This window comes from Allobosea sp. TBD101, from assembly GCF_059817965.1.
On the sequence record NZ_CM187543.1, the window covers coordinates 3,974,316 to 3,999,760 of the forward strand.

Consider the following 25,445-nt stretch of genomic DNA (forward strand, 5'->3'; position numbering starts at 1 on the left):
AACCTTGATCGGAAGCGTTCCGGCATGGATCCCGGGTCAAGCCCGGGATGACGGCGTGGTTCCGTCTCAAATCAGCACGCTCTAAGCCGCCGCCCGGAAGCGCGCCTCGCCCCGGCTCACGAAGCAGCTCCTGTCGAACAGCGAGAGGTCGAGCGGATTGGGCAACCGCACATCCGCGATCTCGGGGAATGGCTTGCCGGCCCCCTCGTAGGCGCGGTCGATCTGCGAGATGAAGACGAGGATCAAACCCTCCTCTCGTGCAAAGGCTTTCAGCGCCCTCACCTGCAGCTCCAGTTCCGGCGTGTCGCGGCGCTGGTCGAGCAGTTGCAGATAATCGATCACCGCGACGGTGCCGCGCGGCGCATCTGCCAGCCTTGCGACGATATAGTCAGCGCTGATGGCATCGGAACAGTCGCAGTCGAACAAGCCAGCGAAGTCATTCGGCTCGATGTTGATCGCCCGCAGCCGGGACAGCACGTCGGCCGGCGTGTATTCGAGCGTCAGGAACACGCCGCGACGCCCGGCCCGCATGGCTTCCGCCAGAAGCGCGAGGCTCGCCAAGGTCTTGCCCTGCCCCGGCCGCCCGGCGACCAGGGCGAGATCCCCCGGCTCCAGCAGGGACCAAAAGGCGCGAACCGATGTCATTCCCGGCTGCTTTGCCGTGAGCAGGCTCCAGCTGCGATAGCCTTCCTCTGCCGCGATGCGATCGAGTGCGGCGTGCAACGGTATGCGTTCCGCCCGGCTCATAAGCCTGGCCTTGCGCTTCAACTGATGGATCGGGGCCGACAAACTCATGACGTGAACCTCCTATCGCGAGCAGCTGGCGCAATCCCTCCTCATGCGTGATGCCCGGACAGTCGGTCATGTCGTCGGAATGCCCTGCATGATGATGCTTCCCCGGCTGGAGGGGGGAGGCTCGGGCCGAGCCAGAATCACAGCCTAGCGCAGCCGCGGGCCGAAGAAAATCACCAGCGACAGCCGGACGCGCTCAGCGCGCCCAGCGCACGATCTCGACCAGCACCTGCGACAGCGCCCGGTCGAGCGCCTGGGTTGCCCCCGGTCCGTCGACCGCGCCGGCCGGCACACGCGCCGCGAACAGGCGCGCCCGCTGGATCTGTCCGGTCCGGTCGCCGACGATCCGGGCAGTGATCTCGACCACCGCCGTGCTCGTCGCCGCATCGATGTTGAAGCTGCGGATATTGGTGTTGAGCTGCACGTCGGGGGAGATGCGCTGCCCCGGACCGGAGACCGAGCCGACCCGGCCGGCATTCTCGAAGGTCTGGATCAGGCGGGCCTGCACCAGCGCCGGAACCCGGTCCGCCCATTGCGCGCCGCCGACGAAGGAGAGCGCGCCGCTCGAATCCCGGACGATGACGCGATCGGAATCGAGCGCCTGGACCGCCGTCGGCTCGGCCACCACCATGATGGCCCGCGAGCCGCCGACCTTACCGAGCCCGCCGGGTGCCGAGAGATCGAAGGTGGTCGGCGTCGCTCCGCCGCCGCAGCCGGCAAGCAGCGCGGCCACGGCCAGGACGGGGAGAAAGCGGCGAGCCCGGCGGGCCGGAGGAAGCTGAACCTCGGTCGTCATGGGCTAGCGGGATCCGTTGTACTGGGGAAGCGGCGGCTTGCCGCCGAAAATGAACTGCTGCGGGTTGCGTTCAAAATTCCGCAAAGTGCGGTTGAGTTCCGTCAAGGTCCTCTTGCCATCCGATGCCAGCGACTCGACATCGCGCAGGCCCGGCCCGGTGAAGCGGCTGATGCCGGCGGTGATCTCGGCCGTGCGCTTGTCGAGATTATCGGCCAGCGTCCGGATCGACTTGGCGGCATCGGCGACCTCCTGGAAGGCGGTGCGGCCATCGGGACCCGATCCGGATTCAAGGAAGCCCGTGGCGGCCTTCAGCACGCCTTCTATCTGGTCTGCCGCCTTGTCCAGCTTGGCCGTAATCGAAGCTGCGTCCTTGACTGCCTTGGCGACATCGGCACTCGAGCCGCCGAGCGCGCCGGTGAACTTGTCGACATTGTCGACGATGCTGGCGATCCGGTTGCGATCGACCGAACGCACCACCGCGGTCAGCTCCTCGCTCAGCGATTGCAGCTTCTGCGAAAGCGGCTGGATCGTCTCGGCAATGCTGCCGAAACTCGCCATCAGCTTGTCGATGCCATCGGCATTGTTGCCGAGCGCCTGCGAGAACTTCTCGACATTGCGGACGGTGTTGTTGATCGGCGTGGCGTTCTGCTTGATCAGCCCATCGAGCGAGGTGAGCATGCCATCGGCCTTCTGCGCGACGTTGCGCACGGTCTCGATGATGTCCTGCAGCTCCGAGCGCTCGGCGATGATCGTCGGCATCGGCTCGCCGGGCTTGGCCTTCAGGACCGGCGCCGTGGGATCGCCGCCGATGAGCTGGAGCGCGACCACGCCAGCCAAGCCCTGAGCCTCGATGCGCGCGCGCGTGTCCTCGCGCAAGGGCGTCGTGTTGGCGACCTGGATTACGGCGTAGATGCGGCGCGGGTCGTCCGGCTGGAGTTCGATATTGGTGACCTCGCCGACGCGCAGGCCGTTGAACAGCACACTTGATCCGCGGCCAAGCCCAGTCACCGTGCCGGTGAAGATGACGCGGATATTCTCCTTGCTTCCCGCCCCACCACTGTTGAACCAGTAGACGAAGCCGAAAGCCGCCGCGAGGACCGCGAGCGTGAACAGACCGACGAGTGCATAATTGGCGCGCGATTCCATCGTCTAGCCGTTTTGTCCCTGCTCTCCCGCCGGCAGCCTGGCCATGGCGCGCTCCCCGCCGAAATAGGCCTTCAACCATGGATGGTCGGACGCCAGCATCGCCGCCAGCGGGCCGACCGCGATCACCTTCTTGTCCGCCAGAGCGGCGATTCGGTCGCAGGCATGATACAGGCTGTCGAGGTCGTGGGTTACCATGAAGACGGTGAGGCCCAGCGTCTGCTTCAGGGTCATGATCAGATCGTCGAATTCGGCGGCGCCGATCGGGTCCAGCCCCGATGTCGGCTCGTCCAGAAAGACGATCTCGGGATCGAGCGCGAGCGCGCGGGCCAGAGCCGCCCGCTTGATCATGCCGCCAGAAAGCTCGGAAGGCGCCTTGTCGGCGGCGTCCCGCGGCAGGCCGACCAGATCGAGCTTCACCATCGCCAGTTCGTCGAGCAGGTCCGGCGAGAGCTGGAGGTACTCGCGCATCGGCACCTGAATGTTCTGCTTCACGGTCAGGGCCGAGAACAGCGCGCCCTGCTGGAACATGACGCCGAAGCGCCGCTCGAGCACGCGGCGCTGCTGCTGGTTGAGATCGTCGACATCCTCGCCGAAGACCTCGATCGTACCCCGCCGCTTGCGGACGAGGCCGAGGATCGTGCGCGTCAGCACCGACTTGCCCTGTCCGGAGCCCCCGACGAAGCCGAGTATCTCGCCGCGCATCACGTCGAGATCGAGCCCGTCCATGATCACCTTGTCGCCGAAGGCGACCTTGAGGTCACGGACGCGGATGACGGCCTCGGGTTCGCCGGGAGCCTGCGTCCGATGGTGAGGATGAGAAGCGTCCCGCAGCGTCATCGTCAGAACTCGATCGAGGCGAAGAATATGGCGAAGAGCCCGTCGACGACGATGACCATGAAGATCGCCTTCACCACCGAGGCCGTGACCTGCCGGCCGAGCGATTCCGCCGAGCCCTTGACCGCGAGCCCCTCGATCGAGGCGATCAGCCCGATCACGAAGGCCATGAAGGGCGCCTTGATCAGGCCAACGGCGAAATGCTTCCAGGTGATGACCGATTGCAGGCGGGCGAGGAAAGTGTCGACGCCGATGCCGCCGTAGAGCCACGACACGAGCCCGGCTCCGACCAACCCGGCCATCGCCGAGATGAAGGTGAGGATCGGCAGCGAGATGATGAGCGCGAGGATGCGCGGCACCACCAGAACCTCGATCGGATCGAGGCCCATCACGCGCAGCGCATCGATCTCCTCGCGCATCTTCATCGAGCCGATCTCGGCGGTGAAGGCCGAGCCCGAGCGGCCGGCGATCATGATCGAGGTCAGCAACACCGCGAGTTCGCGCAGGATCAGGATGCCGGTCAGGTTCACCACGAAGGCGGAGGCGCCGAATTGCTGAAGCTGGAAGATGCCCTGCTGCGCGACGATGCAGCCGACCAGGAACGAGATCAGCATGATGATCGGCGCGCCGTTGAAGGCGATCAGCTCGATCTGGTTTATCAGCGACGGCCCCCGGAACTTGCGCGGGCCGAGCACGACACTGACCGAGCCGACCACGACCTCGCCGAGGAACATGGCACCGCCGACCATGTCGCGGCCGAAACGCACGACGCCCTCCCCGATATCGACGAGAATGTCGACGACACCGACATGCCGGTGCGGCTTCGGCGGATCGTCGTCATGGACCTGGACTTCGGCCAGGAGGATGCCGTGCTCCGGCCTGCTGCTGACGAGTTCGATTTCGACGCCGTCACGCTCCTGCCGGGCCTTCAGGCGGTTGAGGACATAGGCGCCGAGCGTATCGAGCCGCGTCACGTCGGAGAGATCGATCCGGGCGCCGGAGGTTGCAGGGAGGCGCTCGGTGATCTCGCCGATCAGCTCCTCGATGCGCGGGGCGCGGTCGGCGCTCCATGAGCCCGAGAGCGCCACCGCGAGCGCGCCCGCGTCATCGCGGATAGTCGCCTGCGGTTCGGCGTAATCGAGGCTCGCCATATCGCCGTGAGGTCCTTGTTCCCCTGGCCGAAACGGCCATGCAGCATTTGCGCGACCGCGTATCGCGGGCCACACCAGCCTCCACCCCTGCCCTGTATTGCCGTGCTGCGCGAGCTTGGCAAGTTTCGGGCAATCCAGTGCTTTCCGCTGCGCCGCCAATGCCGCGAAAGGCTCGGGAACCGCGCCTTCTCCGGCGATTTGTTCCAGTTCGGGGCGAAAGCAGCAATTCCTTAAGAAATCGCAAGGCAGGCTCGGATTGTAACGTCACGACCGCCTCCTGATTCGGCCGGTCCTTTCGAAGGCAGATTCGTCATGGGCGACGCGCGCTCGCTGACACCGCTGAGCCAGGCCGACTATGTGGCGATCGAAGCCGCGGTGATGGAAACGGCGCGCGGTCGCTGGTTCATGGTCGAGTACGCCAAGCGCAACCGGCAGGCGGACACGCTGCAACTGCTCGGCGCCATCCAGAGGATCGAACGGGTCGTCGGCCTCGGCGTGCAGGAGACCAGCCGGGAAGCCAATCTGATCGAGGCAGCCGCGCTGATCAGCGACCTGCGCACGGATCTCGAACGCATCAGCGGCAAGGCCGAAGCGCGCTCGTCCGGGCTCGCCGCCCAGATCGAGAAGGCCGCCGGCTCTGTGCTCGCCGCGACCGAGAGCATCCAGGAGGCCGCCTGGGCGCTGCGCGAAACCGGAGCGGATACGGAAGCCTGCGATGCGCTCGATCACCGTGCCGCCGATATCTCGACGGCGATCGGGGTGGTCGACAGCGTGGTCCAGCGCATCGACAAGATCGCCGACACCATCGCGATGCTGGATTCCAGCCTGCGGGCCTTCGGCGAGGTTTCGCGCGAGAGCAGCGTGAACTTCGAGTCGATGGCTGCGATGACGGTGCCGCCTCCCTCCGCCGCGCCGCGCCACTACGACGATCTCGACATCGCGACCGACGGCCAAGAGCCGGTTCCTCTGGAATTCAAGGACGCCGCCTCCGAAGCGCGTTTCGCGACCGTCCACCTGCTCGACGACGATATCGTGTTCGACGAAGCCGATGCCGCACTGCCGGAGCCCGCGCGCCTGGGTGCGAGCCCCTCGGAAACGGCCTTGCGCGAGATCGACGCGCTGCCGGCCGAGCGCAAGCTCGCCTATTTCGTCTAGCTTCGCCGGGCGGGCCGCTCAGTTCTCGCGGCGGATGGCGCTTTCGTGCCAGCGGTGCAGCAGAAGATGCGAGATCAGGCTGGTCGCCAGGAAGATCGCGATGCCTGACAGCGAGATCATCACCAGCGCCGCGAAGACACGCGGAATCTTGAGCTGGTAGCCTGCTTCCAGGATGCGATAGGCCAGCCCCGAAGCGCTGCCGCCGGTCCCTGCGACGAACTCCGCCACGACCGCGCCGATCAGCGCGAGGCCGCCCGAAATCTTCAAGCCAGCCAGAAAATAAGGTAGCGCCGCCGGCAGCTTGAGATAGCGCATCGTCTGCCAGCGCGAGGCCCCGTAGAGTTCGAACAGGTTGACGAGATTGTGGTCGGCCGAGTTCAACCCGAGGATCGTGTTCGACAGGATCGGGAAGAAGGCGACGATCCAGGCACAGATCAGGAGCGACAGGTCGATGTCGTTGGCCCAGATGATGATCAGCGGGGCGATGGCGACGATCGGCGTGACCTGCAGGATGACGGCATAGGGCAAAAGCGCCATCTCCAGCCATTTCGACTGGCTGAACAGCACGGCGAGCGTCACGCCGACGACGACCGCGGCGGCCAACGCCATGAAGGTAATCTTCAAGGTGACCCAGAGCGACCCGGACAGCGTGCCCCAATCCGCGACCAGCGTCTGTCCCACGAGGATCGGCCCAGGCAGGACATAATGCGGGATCTCGTTCCAGCGAACGGCGAACTCCCAGAGCCCCAGCACAGCGACGCCGATGACCAGCGGCGCGAGGATGCGCGGCCAGACGCTGGCAGGCAGGCCGAGGATGCGGGTCTCGGCCATCACGACGGGCAGCGCCTGCGCGTCGGTGCCGTCCGGGCTCAGTGTTTCGACGGGCGCGCTCATTGGCCGATCGCCTCCTTGAGCTTGGTGGAGGCGACGCGGCAGAGATGGGCATATTCGCCGGAGGTCCGGAACAGGTCGTCGCGCGGGTAGGCGGCATCGACCGAAAGATCGGCCATGACCCGGCCGGGGCGCGCCGCCATCACCACGATGCGCTGCGAGAGATAGACGGACTCGAAGACCGAATGGGTGACGAAGACGGCGGTGAAGCGCTCGCGCTCCCACAGCGCCAGCAGGTCGTCGTTGAGGCGATGGCGCGTGATCTCGTCGAGCGCCGCGAAGGGCTCGTCCATCAGCAGGATCTTCGGCCGCATCACCAGCGCACGCGCAATCGAGACGCGCATCTTCATGCCGCCGGACAATTCGCGCGGATAGGATGTCTCGAAACCCTTGAGCCCGACCAGCGCCAGCATCTCGGCGGCGCGCGCCTCGGCCTCGGCCCTTGGCACGTCCTTGAGCTTCAGCGGCAGCATGACGTTGGCGAGCGCGTTGGCCCAGGGCATCAGCGTCGGATCCTGGAAGACGAAGCCGAGATCGCGTGCGCCATGGCCGGCGCTACCCTGCGCCTCGCCGGTCTCGCCCGGCCAGGTGATGGAACCGGTCGTCGGCGCGCCAAGGCCGGCGATCATGCGCAGCAGCGTCGACTTTCCGCAGCCGGAGGGGCCGAGCAGGCTGATGAACTGCCCTGCCCCGAGCTCCAGATCGACATCGCGAACGGCGAGCGTGCCGTTGGCGAATTGCTTCGAAACGTGCCGGATCGCCACCAGCGGGGTGCCGGCGCTCTCCTTGCCTGGGGGTGTGCTTAGATAGGCTGTGTCCAAAGCCTGATGATCCGATCTCGATACCAATAACGCCGCGTCATCCCGGGCGACCGAAGGAAGACCCGAGGTCCATGCCGGAACGGTTCAGGCATGTATCCCGGATCGGCGCCGCTATCGCGGCTTGTCCGGGATGACCCGTTTTTTTTTCGCAGAGGCCTGAATCAGCCCTTGCCGATGCCCTTGTTGACGAAGTCGAGGCTGTAAGCCTTCTTCACGTCGACGCCGGCCGGGACGACGCCGGCCTCGCTCATCGTCTTGTAGAAGCTCGCCCAGCGCGCATCGGTCATCGCGCCGATGCCGAGCGTCTTGGCGTCGCCGGAGACGACGATGCCGCGATCGTTCATCACCTTGAGCGCATAGTCGATCTTCTCCTGATCCATGTCGGGATTATCCTTCAGGATCCGGGCATTGGCGGCGGCGTTGCCGGGGCCGCCCTTCATGTACTCGGCCCAGCCTTCCAGCGTGGCGTCGGTGAAGCGCTGCACCAGCTCCTTCTTCTCCTGGACCATCTTCCGGGAGATCGTGATCGTGGTGTTGTAGTTCTCGAAGCCGGCATCGGCGAGGAGATGCACGACCGGCTCGACGCCCGCCTTGCGGATGACGAACGGCTCGGAAGACAGGAACCCCTGCTGCGTCAGCTTCTTGTCGGCCAGGAACGGCGCCATGTTGAAGGTGTAGGGACGAATCTGCTCGTCCTGGAAACCGAACTTCAGCTTCAGGAAGGGCCAGAAGCCGACGCGGGCCTGCACCGCGATCAGGATCGGCTTGCCCTTCAGATCGGCGAGCGTGTCGTTGCCCTGGCCCGGATGCGAGATCAGGACCTGCGGGTCCTTCTGGAAGATCGAGGCGATGCAGAGGAAGGGCAGGTTCTCATGCGCGAAGCTGAGCGCCTCCAGCGAGTTGCCCATGATCATGTCGACGCGGCCGCCGAGCAGGAGCTGGGTCGGGTTCTGCTGCGGGCCGCCGGGACGGATCTCCACGTCGAGGCCGTATTTCTTGTAGATGCCGTTGGTCGCCGCGAGATAGAAGCCGCCATGCTCGGTCTGGGCGCGCCAGTTGGTCTGGTAGCTGACCTTGTCGAGCGTCTGCGCGTTGACGCGCGCGCCCGGCACAGGGATCAGCAGGGAGGCGGTGGAGCCGCCGATCAGCCCGAGTGCGGCACGCCGGTTCACACGATATTTCATCGTCGTCATCTCGCTCTCTCCCCTCGCGCTGCGGCCGGCCCGGCCACTGGCCCGTCTCCTTATCCCATGCGATAGGACGACGGGACAATGCAACGCCGGGCCGTCGGGTTTCTGCACAGAAACAAGGCGATCAAGCCGGCTCCTGACAGGCCTGATCATGACCGCACGTTTCTGGGGCGACCTGAAGAGCTCCGACTTCGCCACGCTTTCGCCTGACCGCACCGTCGCGGTGCTGCCGCTGGCGGCGATCGAGCAGCACGGCCCGCATCTGCCGGTCTCGGTCGACACCACCGTGATGAACGGGATGCTGGCCGAGGCAATGCCGCTGGTGCCAGTCGATCTCGACGTTCTCGTCCTGCCGACGCAGGCCGTCTGCAAGTCGAACGAGCACCTGCATTCGCCGGGCACCGTGACGATCGGCTGGGAGTGCGCGATCCGCTCCTGGCTGGAGATCGGCGAGAGCGTGAAGCGGGCGGGCCTGCGCAAGCTCGTGCTGGTCACCTCGCATGGCGGCAATGTCGATCCGATGAAGATCGTGGCGCGGGAGCTGCGCGTCGACCACGGCATGCTCGCCGTCTGCACCGCCTGGACATCCTTCGGCCTGCCTGAAGGGCTCTATGGAGAGCTGGATGTCCGCCACGGCATTCATGGCGGCGATGTCGAGACCTCGCTGATGCTGCATTTCCGGCCCGACCTCGTCGACATGAGCAAGGCCGCGCTGTTCAAGCCGCATACGGTGACCATGGCCGAGGAAGGCTATGCCCACCTGCGCCCGACCGGTCCGCATGCCTTCGCCTGGATGGCGCAGGATGTGAACCGGGCCGGTGCCGCAGGCGACGCGACCCTCGCGACTGCCAAGAAAGGCAAGGCAACGGCCGCATTGCAGGCGAAGGGCTTCGTCGCGCTCATGGCCGATGTCGCACGCATGCCGCTCGACACGCTCTACAAGGCGGATTGATCGATAGAGCTCGACCACCCCACCGGGTCATCCCGGGCTTGACCCGGGATCCATCATAGAGCGCAGAGCCCTACGATGGATCCCGGATCGGCGCTGCTGCGCAGCTTGTCCGGGATGACGGTGCGCTTGTAACAAGCGACATTTCCCCTCCCGCCCCTCACTCGGGATCGAGGAGGCGCGGCCCCGGCCCCTCCTCGGCCAGGCGGTCGAACGGGTTGTGCAGCGGGCAATCCCGCACCGAGAGACAGCCGCAGCCGATGCAGCCGTTCAGGTGGTCGCGCAACCGTGTCAGCCGGTCGATGCGGCGCTCCAGCTCCTGCTTCCAGGCGGATGAAAGCCGCGTCCAGTCCGCCACGGTCGGCGTGCGCTCCTGTGGCAGCGCCTTGAAGGCCTCGCGGATGGTCTTCAGCGGAATGCCGGCGCGCTGCGCCACCTTGATGATCGCGACCCGGCGCAGCACCTCGCGGGCATAGCGGCGCTGGTTGCCCTGCGTGCGATGGCTGCGGATCAGCCCTTCCGCCTCATAGAAATGCAATGCCGAGACGGCAAGGCCGCTGCGGCGGGCGACATCGCCGACACTGAGTTCGCCCGGCAAACGCGCCTGCTGGGACATCGGAATACGCCTCTTGACCTTAACCTTACTTGAGGTTCTATAAGCCGCGCTCCCGTGATGCAAACCGGAGCGCCTCCATGCACCAGAAGGTCGATACGCGGATCAGGCTCGCCCTGATCTATGGCAGCAGCCGCGAAGGCCGCTTCTGCGACAAGGTCGCCGGCTGGGCGATCTCCCAGATCGCGGGCGACGGCCCCTTCGACCTCGCGGTCGTCGACCCCGGCGAGATCGACCTGCCGCCGCGCCATGTCAGCGGCAAGCACCCAGCGCTTGAAGAGCTCAGGAGCATCATCGGCTGGGCCGACGGCTTCGTCGTCGTGACGCCGGAATACAACCGCGGCTACCCGGCGATCCTGAAATTCCTGATCGACGCCGTCGGGCAGGAGTGGCGCGGCAAGCCCGTGGGCTTCGTCTCCTATGGCGGCATCTCGGGGGGCCTGCGCGCCGTCGAGCAATTGCGCCTCGTCTTCGGGGAACTGCACGCCGCGCCGATCCGCGACGGCGTCGCCTTCGCCGATGTCTGGAGCCGCTTCGATGCGGAGGGCACCCTGCTCGATGCCGACCGCGCGGAACAGGCGATGGCGACGATGCTGGCGCAGCTCCATTGGTGGGCGAGCGCGCTGCGCAAGGCGCGCGAGAGCGTGCCCTACGGACAGTTCGCGGCGGCGTGACAGACTGTCTGATCAAGCCAAAAGCGCGGTCATCCCGGACGGAGCAAAGCGGAGATCCGGGATCCATTCCGGAGCCCGTCCGAAAAAGGTTCCGGAATGGATCCCGGGTCTCCCTGCGGTCACCCGGGATGACCCGCATATTTTAAAGCAAGCTCTCAGGACACGGGCTCGCGATCGTTCCAAACCAAGCTGATACGTCACGCGAACGTGGAAAGAGCTTCACAAATCCGAACTGGTCTCCTCGTGGCGGGATGCGGAACAATGCTCCTCCCGAGACTAGATCATCGCGCGTCCTCGCGGACGCAAAGCGACGATCTAACTCTTTGTTACCGCATCGGTTTTTTCGAAAAATGGTCCCCATTCTTCGGTCCGATGCAGGAGGAGCCGACGGATATGAAGCTCAAACTTCTCCGCAACGCGACGCTGAAGCTCACCTATGGCGGCAGGACTTTCCTGATCGACCCGGATTTCGGCCCGCGCCATAGCCGCCGTTCCTTCACCGGGCGCTCGGAGAACCCAATGGTCGAGCTGCCCGAGCCGATCGAGGACATCATCACGGGCGTCGACACGGTGATCGTCTCGCACCTGCATGCCGACCATTTCGACGAGGTCGCCAAGGAGAGCCTGCCAAAGGACCTGCCCGTCATCTGCCAGCCCGGCGACGAGGCCGCGATCGCGCAGGCGGGTTTCTCCTCAATCACGGCGATCGACTGCTACGTCAGGTTGGGGCCGATCATCCTGAAGCGACATCCGGCCCAGCACGGAACCGGGGCCGTCGCCGACAAGATGGGGCCGGTGATGGGCCTGAGCTTCGAGGCGCCGGGCGAGCCGACGCTCTACTGGTGCGGCGACAGCGTGCTCTATCCGCCGCTGCGCGATGCCGCGACGGCGACGGGGCCGGACGTGATCGTCACGCATTCCTGCGGGGCGATGTGGGACAACACGCTGATCGTGATGGACGATGAGCAGACGCTCGACCTCGCCGAGGCCTTTCCGCTGGCGACCGTGATCGCGACGCATATGGAGGCGCTCGATCACGCCACAATCAGCCGCACCGCTCTCCGCAAGGCGGCGAAGGAACGCGGCGTCGATACGCGGCGCCTGCGCATCCCCGCCGATGGCGAAATGATCGAACTCGGCGTGCCGGCGCTGGTGTGAGCCCACTCAAACGCGCCGTCATCCCGGGCGACCAAAGGGAGACCCGGGATCCATGCCGGAGCACCTCCGGCACAGGTTCAGGCATGGATCCCGGCCCTTCGCTTCGCTCCGGCCGGGGTGACACGCGATGAAGGTAGAGAGGCTTACTCACCCGCCTTCAGCTGCTTGGCGTAGATATCCTTGTACTGCTCGCGCAGCAGGTTCTTCTGGACCTTGCCCATGGTGTTGCGCGGCAGTTCCGCTACGACGAAGACCTGCTTCGGCTGCTTGAACTTGGCAAGCCGCTGCTCCAGCGCCGCGGCGATGCCCTTCGCGGTGACATCGGCGCCGGGCTTGCAGACCACGACGGCCGTGACGCCCTCGCCGAAATCGGGATGCGGGCAACCGATGACGGCGCTCTCGATCACGCCCGGCATCTCGTCGATCTCGGTCTCGACTTCCTTGGGGTAGACGTTGTAGCCGCCGGTGATGATCAGGTCCTTGCCGCGCCCGACGATATGGACGTAGCCGGCCGGGTCGATCTTGCCGAGGTCGCCGGTGATGAAGAAGCCGTCGGCCCTGAACTCGGCCTTGGTCTTCTCCGGGTTGCGCCAGTAGCCCTTGAAGACGTTGGGGCCCTTGACCTCGATCATGCCGATCTCGTCGCGGGCGATCTCCTTACCGGTCTCGGGATCGGTGACGCGGGCCGAGACCCCCGGCAGCGGGAAGCCGACCGTGCCGGCCACCCGGTCCCCCTCATAGGGGTTCGAGGTGTTCATGTTGGTCTCGGTCATGCCGTAGCGCTCGAGGATGGCGTGGCCGGTCTTCTCGCGCCATTCGCGATGCGTCTCGGCCAGCAGCGGCGCCGAGCCGGAGACGAAGAGACGCATGTGCTTCGTCGCCTCCTTGGTCAGGCGGGCATCCTGCAGCAGGCGGACATAGAAGGTCGGCACGCCCATCATGCTCGTCGCCTGCGGCAGATATTTGAAGACCTGCTCGGGATCGAACTTGGGCAGCAGGATCATCGAGGCGCCGGACAAGAGGATCACGTTCGTCGCGACGAAGAGGCCGTGGGTATGGAAGATCGGCAGGGCGTGGAGCAGCACGTCGCCCTTCGTGAAGCGCCAGTAATCGACCAGCGCCAGCGCATTGGACGACAGGTTGTCGTGGCTGAGCATCGCGCCCTTGGAGCGGCCGGTCGTGCCGGAGGTGTAGAGGATCGCGGCGAGATCGTCCGGCCCGCGCGCGACGTCGGCAAAAGTCATCGGAGCCGCATTCGCCTTGTCGAGCAGGCTCCCAGAGCCGATGCCGAGTGTCTCCAGCTTCGCGCCGGCCTTCTCGGCATAGGGACGCAGGGCCTCAGCCTTGGCGGGATCGCAGACGAAGACGGCTGGCTCGGCATCGCCCAGGAAATACTCGATCTCGGCCGGGGTATAGGCGGTGTTAAGCGGCAGGAAGATCGCACCCGCCCGGACCGTTCCGAGATAGAGCATCAGCGCCTCGAAGCTCTTCTCGACCTGGACGGCGACGCGATCGCCCGGCTTCACGCCAAGCCCGACGAGGGCGTTCGCGAAGTGCGCGGACACCGCGACCATGTCGCCATAGGAGAAACGCCGGCCGTCATCGAGCAGCGCGAAGGGCGCGTCGGGCGCCGGCATGCGCGAGCGGATCAGGTCGAAGAGGTGGTTGCCCATGATTTCGGGTCCTTTCAGGCGTTTCCGTATCGATGTCGTCTACAATGCAGCCCTCATCCTGAGGAGCAGCCGGAGGCTGCGTCTCGAAGGATGCTCCAAAAGGCTCCCGAACCGTCTGGAGCATCCTTCGAGACGCCGCTGTCGCGGCTCCTCAGGATGAGGGCTGAGGGGATTTGCACAACACTCAACTCGCCGCCGGGCGCAGCAGCTTGCGCACGCCGGAGGAGGCCACCACCGTGTTGCGGGTGGCGAAGGCCTCGTGATTGGTCTCGATGTCGTCGAGGTCGTAGCGGTAATTGACCATCACGCCATGGGACTCACGCAGGCCCCGCGCCGAGAGATTGCCGCCGACATTGATCCGCTCCAGCCGCGCGCCGTTGCCAAGATGGAATCGAGCGACGGGATCGATGACGCGGCCCGAGCTGGTGCGTGCCCGCAGCATGTACTGCGCCATCATCTGGCCGAGCAGCTTGTCGCGGCGCGCCTTCGTGGCATCGTCGAGCGAGATCGTCTCGCCGGCCGGGCGGGCCATTTCTGAGCGCTCCTCATTGGTGAGGACGAGATCGCCGGGCTCCTTGGCAATATCGGCAAGCCAGCGCGCGAAGCCGGGCACCGGCGAGAGCGTGACGAAGGTATCGAGCCCCGGCAGTTCGCGCTTCAGGTCTTCGGCCACCTGCTTGATCAGGAAATTGCCGAAGGAGATGCCGCGCAAACCCTCCTGGCAGTTCGAGATCGAGTAGAACACCGCCGTCGTCGCCTGCTGCGCGGGCAGGATCGCGCGCTCGGGCTCCAGCACCTCGCCGATGCTGCGCGGGATACCGCCGGTCAGCGCGACCTCGACGAAGATCAGGGGATCGTCGACGAGCTGCGGATGGAAGAAGGCGAAGCAGCGCCGGTCCGCCGGCTCCAGCCGGCGCCTCAGATCGTCCCAGCCCTGGATTTCGTGCACCGCCTCGTAGCGGATGATCTTCTCCAGCACGTTGGCGGGCGTGCGCCAGTCGATGCGACGCAGGACAAGGAAGCCGCGGTTGAACCAGGAGCCGAAGAGATGGCGGAAATCGTCATCGATGCCCTTCAGCTCCGGCTCCGCCGCCATGGCCTCGAACAGCGCCTCGCGCATGCGCACCAGCACATGCGTGCCTTCGGGCGCGAGGTTGAGGCGGCGCAACAGCTCCTGCCGCCGCGGCTCGGCCGCGAGATGAAGCGCCGAGATCGTCGCGGCATCCGGCTTGGCGCGATAGGCCTCGATCGCCGCATCGAGGCGGTCGTGATCGGGGCCGAAGCGCTCCTGCAGCATATTGAAGAAGGCGAGCCGACCGGGCTTGTCGAGCCCCTGCCAGGCTTCCAGCACAGCTTGCGCCAGCGCCATGCCCGAGGCCTCGCCGCGGCCGGAGAGCAGGTCCTCGCAGAGCTTGTCGATCGGGCGCGAGCGGCTCCCCAGGAAACGCTCGAAGCCGATCAGCGCGCGGCCGCGATCCGCCACGCTGGTCAGAAGTTCGCCCAGAAATGCCATGTCCATGCCGGCTCCCAGTTCGCAGGCTGATCCTATACGAGATTCAGCGCAGGCAAATCGGGCATCAGCGCAGCAGGCTCCAGGCCTTCAGGAAGAAATCCGGCGTGCCGAAATTGCCGGACTTCAGCGCGACGACCATCTCCGGCCCGTCGACGACGCGGGTCCAGGGCACGCCGGGGTCGATTTCGGGGCCAATCTCCAGCGTGCGGATACTCAAGCCCAGCACAGTCGCGCCTGAAGTCTCGCCGCCAGCGACGAGAAGCCGCGTCACGCCGCCCTCGGAAAGCCGGCGCGCCAGTTCGGCAAAGGCCTCCTCGACGATGGCTCCAGCCCTATCGCGGCCGAGCTTGTCCTGCACGGCCGCGACCTCCGACGGATCGTCGCTGGAGTAGACGAGGAACGGCTTGTCGGCCGGCTGCGCCAAGGCCCATGCGGCAAGGCCGGCGGCGTCCTGGCTGCCATCGGCCAGCGCCAGCGGATCGACCTTGAGCGCGGGATAGCCTGCCTCCAGCGCCGCCTTGATCTGGCCGCGCGTCGCGGTCGAGCAGCTGCCGGAGATGATGCCGGCGCGACCGGCCGGCGCCTTCAGATCCTGCGGGCCGGGACGCTCCGGCAGAAGCCCGGCGCGGCGGAAATTCTGCGGCAGGCCCATGGCGATGCCCGAGCCTCCGGTCAGCAGGACATGCTCGGACACGGCATGGCCGAGCGTCATCAGGTCCTCATTTGTCAGCGCGTCGGTGACGGCATAGCGGATGCCGTCGGCCTGCAACTTCGCGAGGCGCGCCTTCACGGCGGCCGGACCGGCGAGCACGGTGGCGTAGTCGACGAGGCCGGTCTCGGTCTTCGCCTGTGCCGACATCAATCGCATCAGGCTGGAATCCCGCATCGGCGTCAGCGGGTGGTCCTTCATCGAGCTTTCATGCAGCGGCACGGCCCCGACGAAGAGATAGCCCTGATAGATCGAGCGGCCATTCGCCGGGAAAGCCGGGCAGACGATGGCGAGCTTGGCGCCCAGCCGCTCCGCCAGAGCATTCGCCACCGGCCCGATATTGCCCTCGGCCGTCGAATCGAAGGTCGAGCAGTATTTGAACAGAATCTGGCGCGCGCCGCCCTTGAGCAGCGCCTCGCAGGCGGCGAGCGAATCCGCGACGGCATCGGCGACCGGGTTGGTCCGCGATTTCAGCGCGACGACGACGGCATCGGCCTCAGGCAGGGCGGAGCCGGCCGGAGGCACGCCGATGACCTGAACGGTGCGCATGCCCGCCCGGTTCAGCATCAGCGCGACATCGGTCGCACCCGTCATGTCGTCGGCGATCACGCCCAGCAGCATGCTCATTCTCCCCTGCCCCACGCGGGCCTTGCCTTGCGATCGCCGTTCTAGCCCCTGCCGAAAGGGGTGGCGACCGCCATCGCCGCATCGTGCATGTCCGCCCCGGACATGGAACCCGCTTACCGCCAGGCCGCGCCTGCCCACAGGGCAGGCAGCGCTGCCTGCGAATTGATGCGGCGCATCATCGACGCCGGCCTCGTTCTGAGTCAGGTTAGTGCCACAAGGAACGAATTGAGCAGGACGACCCGCTGCCGACGCGGCGGGAACGTTCGCCGACAACCGTCCGGAACGAGGGGAAATCATGAAGCTTTTGAAGGTTGCGATCTCCGCTGCCGCGCTCGCACTCGCGACGTTGCCGGCCCTGGCCCAGTCGCCATCCACCCTGCGCATCGGCCTGCAGGAAGACCCCGACATGCTGGACCCGCACAAGGCGCGCACCTTCGTCGGCCGCATCGTTTTCATGGGGCTGTGCGACCGGCTGGTCGACATCACGCCGGAGCTGAAGCTGGTGCCGCGGCTGGCGACGGAGTGGAATTTCTCGGCCGATGGGCTGACGCTGACGATGAAGCTGCGCAGCGATGCGAAGTTCCACGATGGCGAGGCCTTCAACGCCGAGGCCGCCAAGGCCAATCTCGACCGCGCCCGCACCCTGCCCGATTCGCTGCGCAGGGCCGAGCTTGCATCGGTCGAGAGCGTCGAGGCGCCCGATGCCACCACGCTGGTGCTGAAGCTGAAGCGCCCGGACGCGACGCTACTCTCGCAGCTCACCGACCGCGCCGGCATGATGCTCTCGCCCAAGACCCTCTCGGGCGATGTCGCGGCGAAGCCGGTCTGCTCCGGCCCCTACAAGTTCGTCGAGCGCGTGCAGAACGACCGCATCGTGCTCGAAAAATTCAAAGAGCACTGGGAGGCCGACAAGTACAATTTCGACCGCGTGCTCTATCGCTCGATCCCCGACACGACGGTTCGCCTCGCCAATCTGCGCTCGGGCGAGCTCGACATGCTGGAGCGGCTGGCCCCGACCGATGTGAAATCGGCCCAATCGGACAAGTCCCTGAAGATCGAGAGCATCGCCAATCTCGGCTACCAGGGCATCACCATCAACACGAACAATGGCGAGGCCGCCAACCAGCCGATGGGCAAGGACAAGCGCGTGCGCCAGGCGCTCTCGCTGTCGATCGATCGCAAGGTGCTGAGCCAGGTCGTGTTCGAGGGGCTCTATGCGCCGTCGAACCAGCCGTTCAACCCCGGCAATTTCTACGTCAGCGCCGACCTGCCCGTTCCCGCCCGCGATCTCGCCAAGGCCAAGGCGCTGCTCAAGGAAGCCGGACAGTCCAAGGTCTCGGTCGAACTCTTCGTCACCAACAACCCGGTCGACGCCCAGCTCGGCCAGGTGATCCAGGCGATGGCGCAGGAAGCCGGCATCGACATCCAGATCCGCTCGACCGAATTCGCCAGCCAGCTGCGCGACCAGCAGCAGGGCAAGTTCCAGATGAGCCGCGTCGGCTGGTCCGGCCGCATCGACCCGGACGGCAACATCCACCCCTTCGCGCATTCGAAGGGCAACCAGAACGACGGCAAATACGCCAATGCGGAGGTGGACAAGTTGCTGGACGAAGCCCGCACGATCTACGAGCCGGCCGAACGCAAGAAGCGCTACGACGCCGCGCAGAAGATCCTGCAGGACGAATTGCCGATCGTTTATCTCTATAACCAGACTGTGTTCTTCGCGATGCGCTCCAACCTGCAGGGCTTCGCGATCAATCCCGACGGCATCATCCGGCTGGCGGGAATGAAGCGCTCGTGAGGGGAGCTTTCGGCTTCACAATCGCGCCGTCATCCCGGGCGGCCGAAGGTCGACCCGGGATCCATCGTAGAGCGCAGTTCTCTACAATGGATCCCGGAGTTCCGCTTCGCTACATCCGGGATGACGGAGCAGGTTCGAGCGCATCATGTTCACCCTGATCCTCCGCCGCATCCTGATCGCGATCCCGACGCTGTTCCTGGTATCGCTCTTCGTCTTCGCCCTGCAGCGCGCGCTGCCGGGCGACCCCTTCCTCGTCATCGCCGGCGAGGAACGCGACCCCGAGGTGATCGCGCGGCTGCGCGAGATCTACCGGATGGACGATCCGATCTTCGTCCAGTTCTTCGCCTGGCTCGGACAGGTCGTGCAGGGCGATTTCGGCCGCTCGCTGCGCACGGGCGAGCCGGTGCTCAACCTGATCCTGCAGAAGCTGCCGGTGACGATCCAGCTCGCCACGGCCTCGATCCTCGTCGCGATCTGCATCGGCATCCCGATCGGCATCCTGGCGGCGCGGCGCAAGGGCACGGTGGTCGACTACTCCGCCAGCGCGGTCGCGCTGTCGGGGCTGTCGATCCCGAATTTCTGGTTCGGGATCATGCTGATCCTGCTGGTCTCGGTGCACCTGAAATGGCTGCCGGCCTCGGGCTATGAATCGATCTTCGAGCACCCGTGGGAGGCGATCAAGCGCCTGATCATGCCGGCCTTCGTGCTCGGCAACGGGCTCGCCGCCTTCCTGATGCGCCATACCCGCTCGGCGATGCTGGAGGTGCTGCGCTCGGACTATGTCCGTACCGCCCGCGCCAAGGGGCTCGACGAAGATGCGGTCGTGCATCGCCATGCCCTGCGCAACGCGCTGATGCCGATCATCACCCTGACGACCCTGCTCTTCGGCGAATTGCTGGCGGGCGCGGTGCTGACCGAGCAGGTCTTCACCATCCCCGGCTTCGGCAAGCTGATCGTCGATGCCGTGTTCAACCGCGACTATGGCGTGGTGCAGGGCGTGGTGCTGTGCACGGCCATCGGCTTCATCCTGATGAACCTCATCGCCGATATCCTCTACGTCCTCGTCAATCCGCGTCTGAGGGCCGGCTGATGGCATCGCTCGATTCCATCTCCTCGACAGGCGCCGCGAGCGGCGTCAGCGCCCGCCCCGGCGTGCTCGCCCGACTGATCCGCAACAGGTCGGCGCTGATCGGCGGCAGCATCGTGCTGGTCTTCCTGCTGATGGCGGTGCTGGCGCCGGTGCTGCCATTGGCCGACCCGTTCAAGTCGAACTTCCTCGCCATCCGAAAGCCCCCCTCGGAACTGTACTGGTTCGGCACGGACGAGCTCGGGCGCGATCAGGTCTCGCGATTGTTCTTCGGTGCGCAGGCTTCGCTGCTCGCCGGCATCGTCTCGGTCCTGATCGCGGTGGCGATCGGCCTGCCCTTCGGCCTGCTCGCCGGCTGGTATGGCGGCTGGATCGACATCGTGATCTCGCGCGTTACCGAGGCCCTGCTCGCCTGCCCGTTCCTGATCCTCGCCATCGCCTTCGCCGCCGTGCTCGGCCCGTCGCTGACCAATGCGATGATCGCGATCGGCCTCTCGGCGGTACCGATCTTCATCCGGCTGATCCGAGGCCAGGTGATGAGCGTGAAAGCGGAGGATTTCGTCGAGGGTGCGCGGGCGGTCGGGGCACGAGACCTTCGATTGATGTTCCGCCATGTGCTGCCCAACACCCTGTCCCCCATCGTGGTGCAATCGACATTGTTCATGGCGCAGGCGATCATCCTGGAGGCCGCCCTCTCCTTCCTCGGCCTCGGCCAGCAGCCGCCGGCGCCATCCTGGGGGCAGATGCTCAACGTCGCCAAGAACTTCATGGAGCAGGCGCCGTGGATGTCGGTGGCGCCGGGCATCTGCATTTTCCTCGCCGTGCTCGGCTTCAACCTGCTCGGCGACGGCCTGCGCGACGCGCTCGACCCGAAAGAAAACTAGGCTTCAGGGATACGCCCATGTTCACCACCCGCCCCGAAATCCTCGGCACCTTCGGTGTCGTCACCTCGACGCACTGGCTCGCGACCGCGTCCGGCATGGCGATGCTGGAAAAGGGCGGCAACGCCTTCGACGCCTGCGCCGCCGCGGCCTTCGTGCTGCAGGTGGTGGAGCCGCATCTCGTCGGTCCGGCCGGCGACATGCCCGCCGTGTTCTATTCGGCTGAAACCGGGAAGGTCGAGACGCTCTGCGCACAGGGTCCCGCCCCGCAGGCCGCGACCATCGCGGCCTACAAGGCGCTCGGCCTCGACCTGATCCCCGGTTCCGGCCTGCTCGCCACCGTCATCCCCGGCGCCTTCGGCGGCTGGATGACGCTGCTGCGCGACCATGGCCGGCTGAAGCTGCGCGACGTTCTCGAACCCGCGATCGGCTATTTCGAGAACGGCCATCCGATGCTGCCGCGCGTCTCGGATTCGATCCGCGAGCTGACCGACCTCTTCAGCAACGAGTGGGCGACATCGGGCGACGTCTACCTGCCGGGCGGCAATGTTCCGGAGGCGCGCAAGCTCTTCGCCAACAAGGCCGCGGCCGAGACCTACAAGCGCATCCTCGCCGAGGCGGAAGCCAAGGGCAGCGACCGCCAGGAGCAGATCCAGGGCGCCTATGACGCCTGGTACAAGGGCTTCGTCGCCGAGGCGATGGATCGCTTCTGCCGCACGCAGGAGGTGATGGATTCCTCCGGCCGCCGCAACAAGGGCCTGCTGACCGCGCAGGACATGGCGAACTACAAGCCGACCTATGAGACGCCGACCTCGGTGACCTATCACGGCTGGGAGGTCTTCAAGATCGGGCCCTGGGGCCAGGGCCCGGCCTTCCTGCAGACGCTGAAGATCCTGGAGGGCGTCGATCTCGCCGGGATGGGGCCGGCCAGCCCCGAGTTCGTCCACCATGTCGTCGAGGCGATGAAGCTCGCCTTCGCCGATCGCGAGGCCTATTACGGCGACCCGGATTTCGTGAAGGTGCCGCTGGCGACGCTGCTCTCCGAGGATTACGCGGCCGGGCGGCGCGGGCTGATCGGCGAGCGCGCCTCGCTGGAGCTGCGGCCGGGCGTCGTCTCCGGCTACGAGGCGCAGGTCGCGCATGCGATGAAGGCGCTCGGCGCCATCGCGCAGCCGACCCAGGGTGGTGCCAGCGTCGGCGAGCCGACGATGGCCTCGATGGTCGCGGCCGGGCGCAAGGGCGACACCGTCCATATCGACGTCATCGACAAATGGGGCAACATGATCGCGGCGACGCCTTCGGGCGGCTGGCTGCAATCCTCGCCGGTCATCCCGGAGCTCGGCTTCCCGCTCAATTCCCGCGCCCAGATGTTCTGGCTGGAAGAAGGCCTGCCCTCCTCGCTCGCGCCCGGCAAGCGGCCGCGCACGACGCTGACGCCCTCGATCGCCTTCGAGCACGGCAAGCCCCGTCTCGCCTTTGGCACGCCGGGCGGCGACCAGCAGGAGCAGTGGCAGCTCGGCCTGTTCCTGCGCCGCGTGCATCACGGCCTCAACCTGCAGGAAGCGATCGACCTGCCGCTGTTCCACACGCAGCATTTCCCCTCCTCCTTCTACCCGCGCTCGTCGCGGCCGGGCCATATGATGATCGAGGAGAGCATCGGCACTGCGGCCCTCGCCGAGCTGGAGCGCAGGGGCCATGCCGTGGAGAAGGCCCCGGCCTGGACGGTCGGGCGGCTGACTGCGGCAGAACGCGGCGATGACGGCCTCTTGCGCGCCGCCGCGACGCCGCGTCTGATGCAGGCCTATGCTGCGGGGCGATGAGGAGCTGACTACATGACCTGGTCCATCGTCGCCCGCGACGCCGCTACCGGCGCCTATGGCGTCGCCGTCTCGACCTGCGCCTTCGCCGTCGGTGCCCGCGTGCCCTATGGCGGCGGGCGGATCGGAGCGATCGCCACGCAAGCCTTCGTCAATCCGCTCTACGGGGTGGACGGCCTTCGGCTCCTGCAGGAGGGCCGTTCAGCGGTCGAGATCATCGCGACGCTGACGGCAGCCGACGAGGGCCGCGCCCATCGCCAGCTCCATGTCATCGACCGCGACGGCAAGACCGCCTCGCATACGGGCACGGCCTGCATCGACTGGTGCGGTGCCGTCGATGGACCGCAGGTCTCGGTCGCCGGCAACATGCTCGCCGGGCCCGAGGTCGTGCAGCAGACGCTGAAGGCTTACATCGCCGCCTCAGCGCTCGATTTCGACGAGCGCTTGCTGGTGGCGCTGGAGGCCGGCGAGAAGGCCGGCGGTGACAAGCGCGGCAAGCAATCCGCCGCGATCCGCGTCTGGAGCGGCGAGCCCGTGCCCAGCCTCGACATCCGCGTCGACGACCATGCCGACCCGTTGAAGGAGCTGCGGCGGCTCTGGCGTGTCGCGCATCAGCGCTCGGTGCCGTTCCAGCAGGCTTCGCCCTCGCGCGGCCGCCCAGCCGGCGTCACCGACCGCGCCGAGCTCGACCGGCTCTGCACGGAATACGCTGCCACCTGGAACGCCCGGCACCCGGAAAGCTGATCAGTGCCCGGCATTCTCGCGGCGCCCGGCGCGTGATAGGCTGACGCTTCGTCATTCTGTCATGCCGACGAGCGGAGAATGCGATGGCCGATCCGGATACCGAAGCCCTCCAGAAGCGCATCGCCACGCTGGAGGCGCAGGTCGCAGCGCTGCTGCAAGCGATTTCGGCGGATCGCGGCGGCAATGTCGTCATCAACGCGCCGGGTTCGCTGACCGTCAATTGCGGGATGGGCATTGCTTTCACCGCCGGCAGCGTGATGACCCTGACCGCGGGCGGGGTGATGGCAATGACGGCCGGGGTCAATCTTTCCGTGACCTCAGGCGCCAATGCCACCATGGTCATCGGCAACCGCCTGCGCGTCAGCAGCGGTCATGAAGCGTCGTTCGAAACACGGAGCTTCAACGTGAGCGCGGCGGTGGGCTGCGATATCGATAGCGGGCAAAACTTCGCCATCACGGCCGGCAAGGACATGGCGATGAGCATCGGGAAGGACATGGCCGTCCATGTCGGCAAGACGCTTGCGATCGAAAGCGCGGACGCCGCTTCACTGAAAAGCGGCGATGCCAGGCTGAGCATGAAGAAAGACGGCAGCGTCCAGCTGCAAGGGCGAGATATCGCGCTCAACGCGTCCGGACGCCTCGAAGCCAAGGCGTCCGGCAATGTCACGATCAAGGGATCGAAGGTCCTGCAGAATTGAAACGCGCCCGTCATGCTCGCCCTTGTGGCGAGCATCCACGTCCTTGATCACGGCCTTCGACCAGCGAAGACGTGGATGGTCGGGACAAGCCCGACCATGACGGATGGGCTCAGGTCAGGCGTCCACGGGCCGCGACCGGCAGTTCACCGATCAGCTTGTCGCCGCGCACGGTGATCAGACGGTCGACCATGTTGACGACGACGCAGACATGGTTCGGCACCACACGCACGACCTCGCCGACCAGCGGGCGCTTGTTCGAGGCCGAGAGGTCGAGGAAGCCGTGTTCCTCGGCGAACTGCGCGATCCGCGCGGCCGGGTATTCGAGGATATAGCCGTGGCCGTCGAGATTGCCCTTGTCGCTGGTCAGCGTCTTCGAGCCTGAATCGAGGATGCCGCGGTCCGCGCCGGCCCGGCTCACCACCGTCGCGTAGACCATGAGCGCGCAATCCTCGAGCGTCGCCACGCCGGCCGCGATCTGCATGCGGTCGTTGAAGATCGAGGTGCCCGAGCGGTGCTCGGTCGAGCCCTTCAGCTTGCCGATATGGGGCAGATTGGGCGAACCACCGGTCGAGACGATGTCGGCCTTGAGGCCGGCATCGCGCAGGCCCGCATTGGCCGTGTCGAGGAAGACCTGCGTGCGGTCCCAGCCGTCCTCCGGCGGGTACATCAGGAAGCCGGCGAAGCGCAGGCCGGGCGAAGCCGCGACCATCTTGGCGAGCTCCACCGCCTCGCCGGGGGTCTCGACGCCGGCGCGCTTGCGGCCGGTATCGCATTCGATGACCACTTCCAGGTCGCGGCCGGCGATCTCGGCCGCGCGCGGCAGGCCGGAGATGGTGACGGGGTTGTCGGCAGCGACGATCATGCGGACGCGTCTTTGCAGGGCTCCCAGACGCCCCAGCTTTTCTTCGCCGATGATGTTGTAGCTGATCAGGATGTCGTCGATGCCGCCATCGGCCATGACCTCGGCCTCGCCGAGTTTCTGGCAGGTAATGCCGCGTGCGCCGGCCTCGATCTGGAGGCGGGCCAGCTCGGGCGACTTGTGCGTCTTGATATGCGGGCGGTTGGCGAGACCGGCGGCGTCGCAAGTGGCCTGGAGGCGGGCGATATTGGCATCGACCTTGTCGAGATCGATCACCACGGCGGGCGTGCCGTAGACGCGGGCGATCTCGGCGGCAAGCGGGGTAGCGGCCGGCTGGTCGACGGCGCGGGAGGTGGTCGCGGTGACGCTCATGGGTGCACCTTCACGATGACCTCGATCTCGACGGTCATGCGGTTCGGCAGCGAGCCCATGCCGACGGCCGAGCGGGCATGGCGGCCGCGATCGCCGAGCACGGCGACGAACAGGTCCGAGCAGCCATTGATGACCTTGGGATGATCCGAGAAATCCGGCACCGCATTGACCATGCCGAGCAGCTTGACCACCTCGACCTTGTCGAGGGAGCCGACCGCCTTCTTCATCGCCGCGAGCAGCCCGAGGCCGGTCTGCTTGGCGTGCTCATAAGCCTGCTCGACCGTGACATCGGCGCCGACCTTTCCGGTCGGATAGGTGCCGTCGGCCCGCTTCGGCCCCTGGCCCGAGAGATAGACCATATCGCCGACCTGCTTGAAGCTGACATAGGTCGCGACCGGCGTCGGCACGTCTGGCAGGGTCAGCCCCAGCTCCTTCAGCTTGTCTTCGGCGCTCATGGCGTTCCTCTCCTCAAAGTCCAGCCGGCATCTGTCGCA

Annotated in this window: 24 protein-coding genes; 10 read left to right on the forward strand and 14 right to left on the reverse strand. The window is 66.3% G+C overall.

Translation table 11 applies throughout. The features are described from left to right. Positions 1–81: 81 nt before the first annotated feature. The 5 genes from AC6RIC_RS19340 to AC6RIC_RS19360 all read right to left on the reverse strand — a co-directional run bounded on the left by AC6RIC_RS19340 (position 82) and on the right by AC6RIC_RS19360 (position 4,719). The gene (locus AC6RIC_RS19340) at positions 82–795 is read right to left on the reverse strand and encodes a DNA helicase (RefSeq protein ID WP_499733540.1); all 714 of its coding nucleotides are present in this window, start codon (positions 793–795) and stop codon (positions 82–84) included. Between the two features lie 193 nt (positions 796–988). Further along, positions 989–1,588 carry an ABC-type transport auxiliary lipoprotein family protein gene (locus tag AC6RIC_RS19345; RefSeq protein WP_454657719.1) on the reverse strand — a complete coding sequence of 200 codons (600 nt, stop codon included), beginning with the start codon at positions 1,586–1,588 and terminating at the stop codon, positions 989–991. A gap of 3 nt (positions 1,589–1,591) precedes the next feature. Then, positions 1,592–2,734, reverse strand: a complete 1,143-nt coding sequence (locus tag AC6RIC_RS19350) for an MlaD family protein (protein WP_454657720.1) — start codon at positions 2,732–2,734, stop codon at positions 1,592–1,594. Positions 2,735–2,737: 3 nt separating this feature from the next. Further along, positions 2,738–3,571, reverse strand: a complete 834-nt coding sequence (locus AC6RIC_RS19355; protein ID WP_499733541.1) for an ABC transporter ATP-binding protein — start codon at positions 3,569–3,571, stop codon at positions 2,738–2,740. A gap of 2 nt (positions 3,572–3,573) precedes the next feature. Then, positions 3,574–4,719, reverse strand: a complete 1,146-nt coding sequence (locus AC6RIC_RS19360) for an MlaE family lipid ABC transporter permease subunit (RefSeq protein ID WP_454657722.1) — start codon at positions 4,717–4,719, stop codon at positions 3,574–3,576. Positions 4,720–5,031: 312 nt separating this feature from the next. On the opposite strand from AC6RIC_RS19360, the gene AC6RIC_RS19365 reads away from it, so the two are divergent. Further along, positions 5,032–5,874, forward strand: coding sequence for a hypothetical protein (locus AC6RIC_RS19365; protein WP_499733542.1), 843 nt, complete (start codon positions 5,032–5,034; stop codon positions 5,872–5,874). 18 nt (positions 5,875–5,892) lie between these two features. Here the strand turns inward: AC6RIC_RS19365 and AC6RIC_RS19370 are convergent, their stop codons facing one another. The 3 genes from AC6RIC_RS19370 to AC6RIC_RS19380 form a co-directional block, all read right to left on the reverse strand. Next, the gene (locus AC6RIC_RS19370) at positions 5,893–6,705 is read right to left on the reverse strand and encodes an ABC transporter permease (RefSeq protein WP_499736631.1); all 813 of its coding nucleotides are present in this window, start codon (positions 6,703–6,705) and stop codon (positions 5,893–5,895) included. 59 nt (positions 6,706–6,764) lie between these two features. Then, on the reverse strand, positions 6,765–7,586 hold the full coding sequence (locus tag AC6RIC_RS19375; protein ID WP_499733543.1) for an ABC transporter ATP-binding protein: 822 nt from the start codon (positions 7,584–7,586) through the stop codon (positions 6,765–6,767). 161 nt (positions 7,587–7,747) lie between these two features. Continuing rightward, positions 7,748–8,779 (reverse strand): ABC transporter substrate-binding protein, encoded by a 1,032-nt coding sequence (locus tag AC6RIC_RS19380; protein ID WP_499733544.1) that lies wholly within the window; start codon positions 8,777–8,779, stop codon positions 7,748–7,750. Positions 8,780–8,927: 148 nt separating this feature from the next. On the opposite strand from AC6RIC_RS19380, the gene AC6RIC_RS19385 reads away from it, so the two are divergent. Next, entirely contained in the window at positions 8,928–9,728 is an 801-nt protein-coding gene (locus AC6RIC_RS19385; protein ID WP_499733545.1) for a creatininase family protein, read from the forward strand. Between the two features lie 157 nt (positions 9,729–9,885). On the opposite strand, the gene soxR is transcribed toward AC6RIC_RS19385, so the two are convergent. Next, positions 9,886–10,341, reverse strand: a complete 456-nt coding sequence (gene soxR, locus AC6RIC_RS19390; protein ID WP_454657727.1) for a redox-sensitive transcriptional activator SoxR — start codon at positions 10,339–10,341, stop codon at positions 9,886–9,888. Between the two features lie 77 nt (positions 10,342–10,418). On the opposite strand from soxR, the gene AC6RIC_RS19395 reads away from it, so the two are divergent. Together AC6RIC_RS19395 and AC6RIC_RS19400 are read left to right on the forward strand one after the other, a co-directional pair. After that, positions 10,419–11,012 carry an NADPH-dependent FMN reductase gene (locus tag AC6RIC_RS19395; protein ID WP_499733546.1) on the forward strand — a complete coding sequence of 198 codons (594 nt, stop codon included), beginning with the start codon at positions 10,419–10,421 and terminating at the stop codon, positions 11,010–11,012. Between the two features lie 393 nt (positions 11,013–11,405). Continuing rightward, positions 11,406–12,170 (forward strand): MBL fold metallo-hydrolase, encoded by a 765-nt coding sequence (locus AC6RIC_RS19400; protein WP_454657729.1) that lies wholly within the window; start codon positions 11,406–11,408, stop codon positions 12,168–12,170. A 143-nt stretch (positions 12,171–12,313) separates the two neighbouring features. Here the strand turns inward: AC6RIC_RS19400 and AC6RIC_RS19405 are convergent, their stop codons facing one another. The 3 genes from AC6RIC_RS19405 to otnK form a co-directional block, all read right to left on the reverse strand. Further along, positions 12,314–13,807 (reverse strand): malonate--CoA ligase, encoded by a 1,494-nt coding sequence (locus AC6RIC_RS19405; protein ID WP_499736632.1) that lies wholly within the window; start codon positions 13,805–13,807, stop codon positions 12,314–12,316. A gap of 220 nt (positions 13,808–14,027) precedes the next feature. After that, the gene (locus AC6RIC_RS19410) at positions 14,028–15,362 is read right to left on the reverse strand and encodes a malonyl-CoA decarboxylase (RefSeq protein ID WP_499733547.1); all 1,335 of its coding nucleotides are present in this window, start codon (positions 15,360–15,362) and stop codon (positions 14,028–14,030) included. 58 nt (positions 15,363–15,420) lie between these two features. Next, entirely contained in the window at positions 15,421–16,692 is a 1,272-nt protein-coding gene (gene otnK / locus AC6RIC_RS19415) for a 3-oxo-tetronate kinase (RefSeq protein ID WP_499733548.1), read from the reverse strand. Positions 16,693–16,987: 295 nt separating this feature from the next. Here otnK and AC6RIC_RS19420 point away from each other — a divergent pair, with 295 nt between their 5' ends. The 6 genes from AC6RIC_RS19420 to AC6RIC_RS19445 all read left to right on the forward strand — a co-directional run bounded on the left by AC6RIC_RS19420 (position 16,988) and on the right by AC6RIC_RS19445 (position 23,720). Continuing rightward, complete coding sequence (locus tag AC6RIC_RS19420; RefSeq protein ID WP_454657733.1) at positions 16,988–18,493, forward strand: ABC transporter substrate-binding protein; 1,506 nt, start codon at positions 16,988–16,990, stop codon at positions 18,491–18,493. A 145-nt stretch (positions 18,494–18,638) separates the two neighbouring features. Beyond that, positions 18,639–19,583 (forward strand): ABC transporter permease, encoded by a 945-nt coding sequence (locus tag AC6RIC_RS19425; protein WP_454657734.1) that lies wholly within the window; start codon positions 18,639–18,641, stop codon positions 19,581–19,583. Further along, positions 19,583–20,464 carry an ABC transporter permease gene (locus AC6RIC_RS19430; protein ID WP_499733549.1) on the forward strand — a complete coding sequence of 294 codons (882 nt, stop codon included), beginning with the start codon at positions 19,583–19,585 and terminating at the stop codon, positions 20,462–20,464. Before AC6RIC_RS19425 ends, AC6RIC_RS19430 begins: the two co-directional genes overlap by 1 nt. 17 nt (positions 20,465–20,481) lie before the next feature. Further along, positions 20,482–22,281, forward strand: coding sequence for a gamma-glutamyltransferase family protein (locus tag AC6RIC_RS19435; protein WP_499733550.1), 1,800 nt, complete (start codon positions 20,482–20,484; stop codon positions 22,279–22,281). 12 nt (positions 22,282–22,293) lie between these two features. Further along, positions 22,294–23,022, forward strand: coding sequence for a DUF1028 domain-containing protein (locus AC6RIC_RS19440; protein ID WP_499733551.1), 729 nt, complete (start codon positions 22,294–22,296; stop codon positions 23,020–23,022). Positions 23,023–23,105: 83 nt separating this feature from the next. Next, positions 23,106–23,720 (forward strand): hypothetical protein, encoded by a 615-nt coding sequence (locus tag AC6RIC_RS19445; protein WP_454657738.1) that lies wholly within the window; start codon positions 23,106–23,108, stop codon positions 23,718–23,720. Between the two features lie 109 nt (positions 23,721–23,829). Here AC6RIC_RS19445 and AC6RIC_RS19450 read toward each other — a convergent pair whose 3' ends face one another. Next, entirely contained in the window at positions 23,830–24,951 is a 1,122-nt protein-coding gene (locus AC6RIC_RS19450; protein WP_499733552.1) for an alanine racemase, read from the reverse strand. After that, the gene (locus AC6RIC_RS19455; RefSeq protein WP_454657740.1) at positions 24,948–25,406 is read right to left on the reverse strand and encodes a RidA family protein; all 459 of its coding nucleotides are present in this window, start codon (positions 25,404–25,406) and stop codon (positions 24,948–24,950) included. The genes AC6RIC_RS19450 and AC6RIC_RS19455 overlap by 4 nt, the downstream gene beginning before the upstream one ends. Between the last annotated feature and the right edge of the window lie 39 nt (positions 25,407–25,445).

Excerpts from the sequence above, each read along its gene's own strand:
- AC6RIC_RS19455 (WP_454657740.1), bottom strand. The coding sequence starts at position 25,406 with ATGAGCGCCGAAGACAAGCTGAAGGAGCTGGGGCTGACCCTGCCAGAC.
- AC6RIC_RS19360 (WP_454657722.1), bottom strand. The coding sequence starts at position 4,719 with ATGGCGAGCCTCGATTACGCCGAACCGCAGGCGACTATCCGCGATGAC.
- AC6RIC_RS19440 (WP_499733551.1), top strand. The coding sequence starts at position 22,294 with ATGACCTGGTCCATCGTCGCCCGCGACGCCGCTACCGGCGCCTATGGC.
- AC6RIC_RS19340 (WP_499733540.1), bottom strand. The coding sequence starts at position 795 with ATGAGTTTGTCGGCCCCGATCCATCAGTTGAAGCGCAAGGCCAGGCTT.
- AC6RIC_RS19370 (WP_499736631.1), bottom strand. The coding sequence starts at position 6,705 with ATGGCCGAGACCCGCATCCTCGGCCTGCCTGCCAGCGTCTGGCCGCGC.
- otnK (WP_499733548.1), bottom strand. The coding sequence starts at position 16,692 with ATGAGCATGCTGCTGGGCGTGATCGCCGACGACATGACGGGTGCGACC.
- AC6RIC_RS19355 (WP_499733541.1), bottom strand. The coding sequence starts at position 3,571 with ATGACGCTGCGGGACGCTTCTCATCCTCACCATCGGACGCAGGCTCCC.
- AC6RIC_RS19420 (WP_454657733.1), top strand. The coding sequence starts at position 16,988 with ATGAAGCTTTTGAAGGTTGCGATCTCCGCTGCCGCGCTCGCACTCGCG.
- AC6RIC_RS19405 (WP_499736632.1), bottom strand. The coding sequence starts at position 13,807 with ATGCCGGCGCCCGACGCGCCCTTCGCGCTGCTCGATGACGGCCGGCGT.
- AC6RIC_RS19380 (WP_499733544.1), bottom strand. The coding sequence starts at position 8,779 with ATGACGACGATGAAATATCGTGTGAACCGGCGTGCCGCACTCGGGCTG.
- AC6RIC_RS19410 (WP_499733547.1), bottom strand. The coding sequence starts at position 15,362 with ATGGACATGGCATTTCTGGGCGAACTTCTGACCAGCGTGGCGGATCGC.
- AC6RIC_RS19365 (WP_499733542.1), top strand. The coding sequence starts at position 5,032 with ATGGGCGACGCGCGCTCGCTGACACCGCTGAGCCAGGCCGACTATGTG.
- soxR (WP_454657727.1), bottom strand. The coding sequence starts at position 10,341 with ATGTCCCAGCAGGCGCGTTTGCCGGGCGAACTCAGTGTCGGCGATGTC.
- AC6RIC_RS19385 (WP_499733545.1), top strand. The coding sequence starts at position 8,928 with ATGACCGCACGTTTCTGGGGCGACCTGAAGAGCTCCGACTTCGCCACG.
- AC6RIC_RS19345 (WP_454657719.1), bottom strand. The coding sequence starts at position 1,588 with ATGACGACCGAGGTTCAGCTTCCTCCGGCCCGCCGGGCTCGCCGCTTT.
- AC6RIC_RS19350 (WP_454657720.1), bottom strand. The coding sequence starts at position 2,734 with ATGGAATCGCGCGCCAATTATGCACTCGTCGGTCTGTTCACGCTCGCG.
- AC6RIC_RS19450 (WP_499733552.1), bottom strand. The coding sequence starts at position 24,951 with ATGAGCGTCACCGCGACCACCTCCCGCGCCGTCGACCAGCCGGCCGCT.
- AC6RIC_RS19425 (WP_454657734.1), top strand. The coding sequence starts at position 18,639 with ATGTTCACCCTGATCCTCCGCCGCATCCTGATCGCGATCCCGACGCTG.
- AC6RIC_RS19430 (WP_499733549.1), top strand. The coding sequence starts at position 19,583 with ATGGCATCGCTCGATTCCATCTCCTCGACAGGCGCCGCGAGCGGCGTC.
- AC6RIC_RS19400 (WP_454657729.1), top strand. The coding sequence starts at position 11,406 with ATGAAGCTCAAACTTCTCCGCAACGCGACGCTGAAGCTCACCTATGGC.
- AC6RIC_RS19445 (WP_454657738.1), top strand. The coding sequence starts at position 23,106 with ATGGCCGATCCGGATACCGAAGCCCTCCAGAAGCGCATCGCCACGCTG.
- AC6RIC_RS19435 (WP_499733550.1), top strand. The coding sequence starts at position 20,482 with ATGTTCACCACCCGCCCCGAAATCCTCGGCACCTTCGGTGTCGTCACC.
- AC6RIC_RS19395 (WP_499733546.1), top strand. The coding sequence starts at position 10,419 with ATGCACCAGAAGGTCGATACGCGGATCAGGCTCGCCCTGATCTATGGC.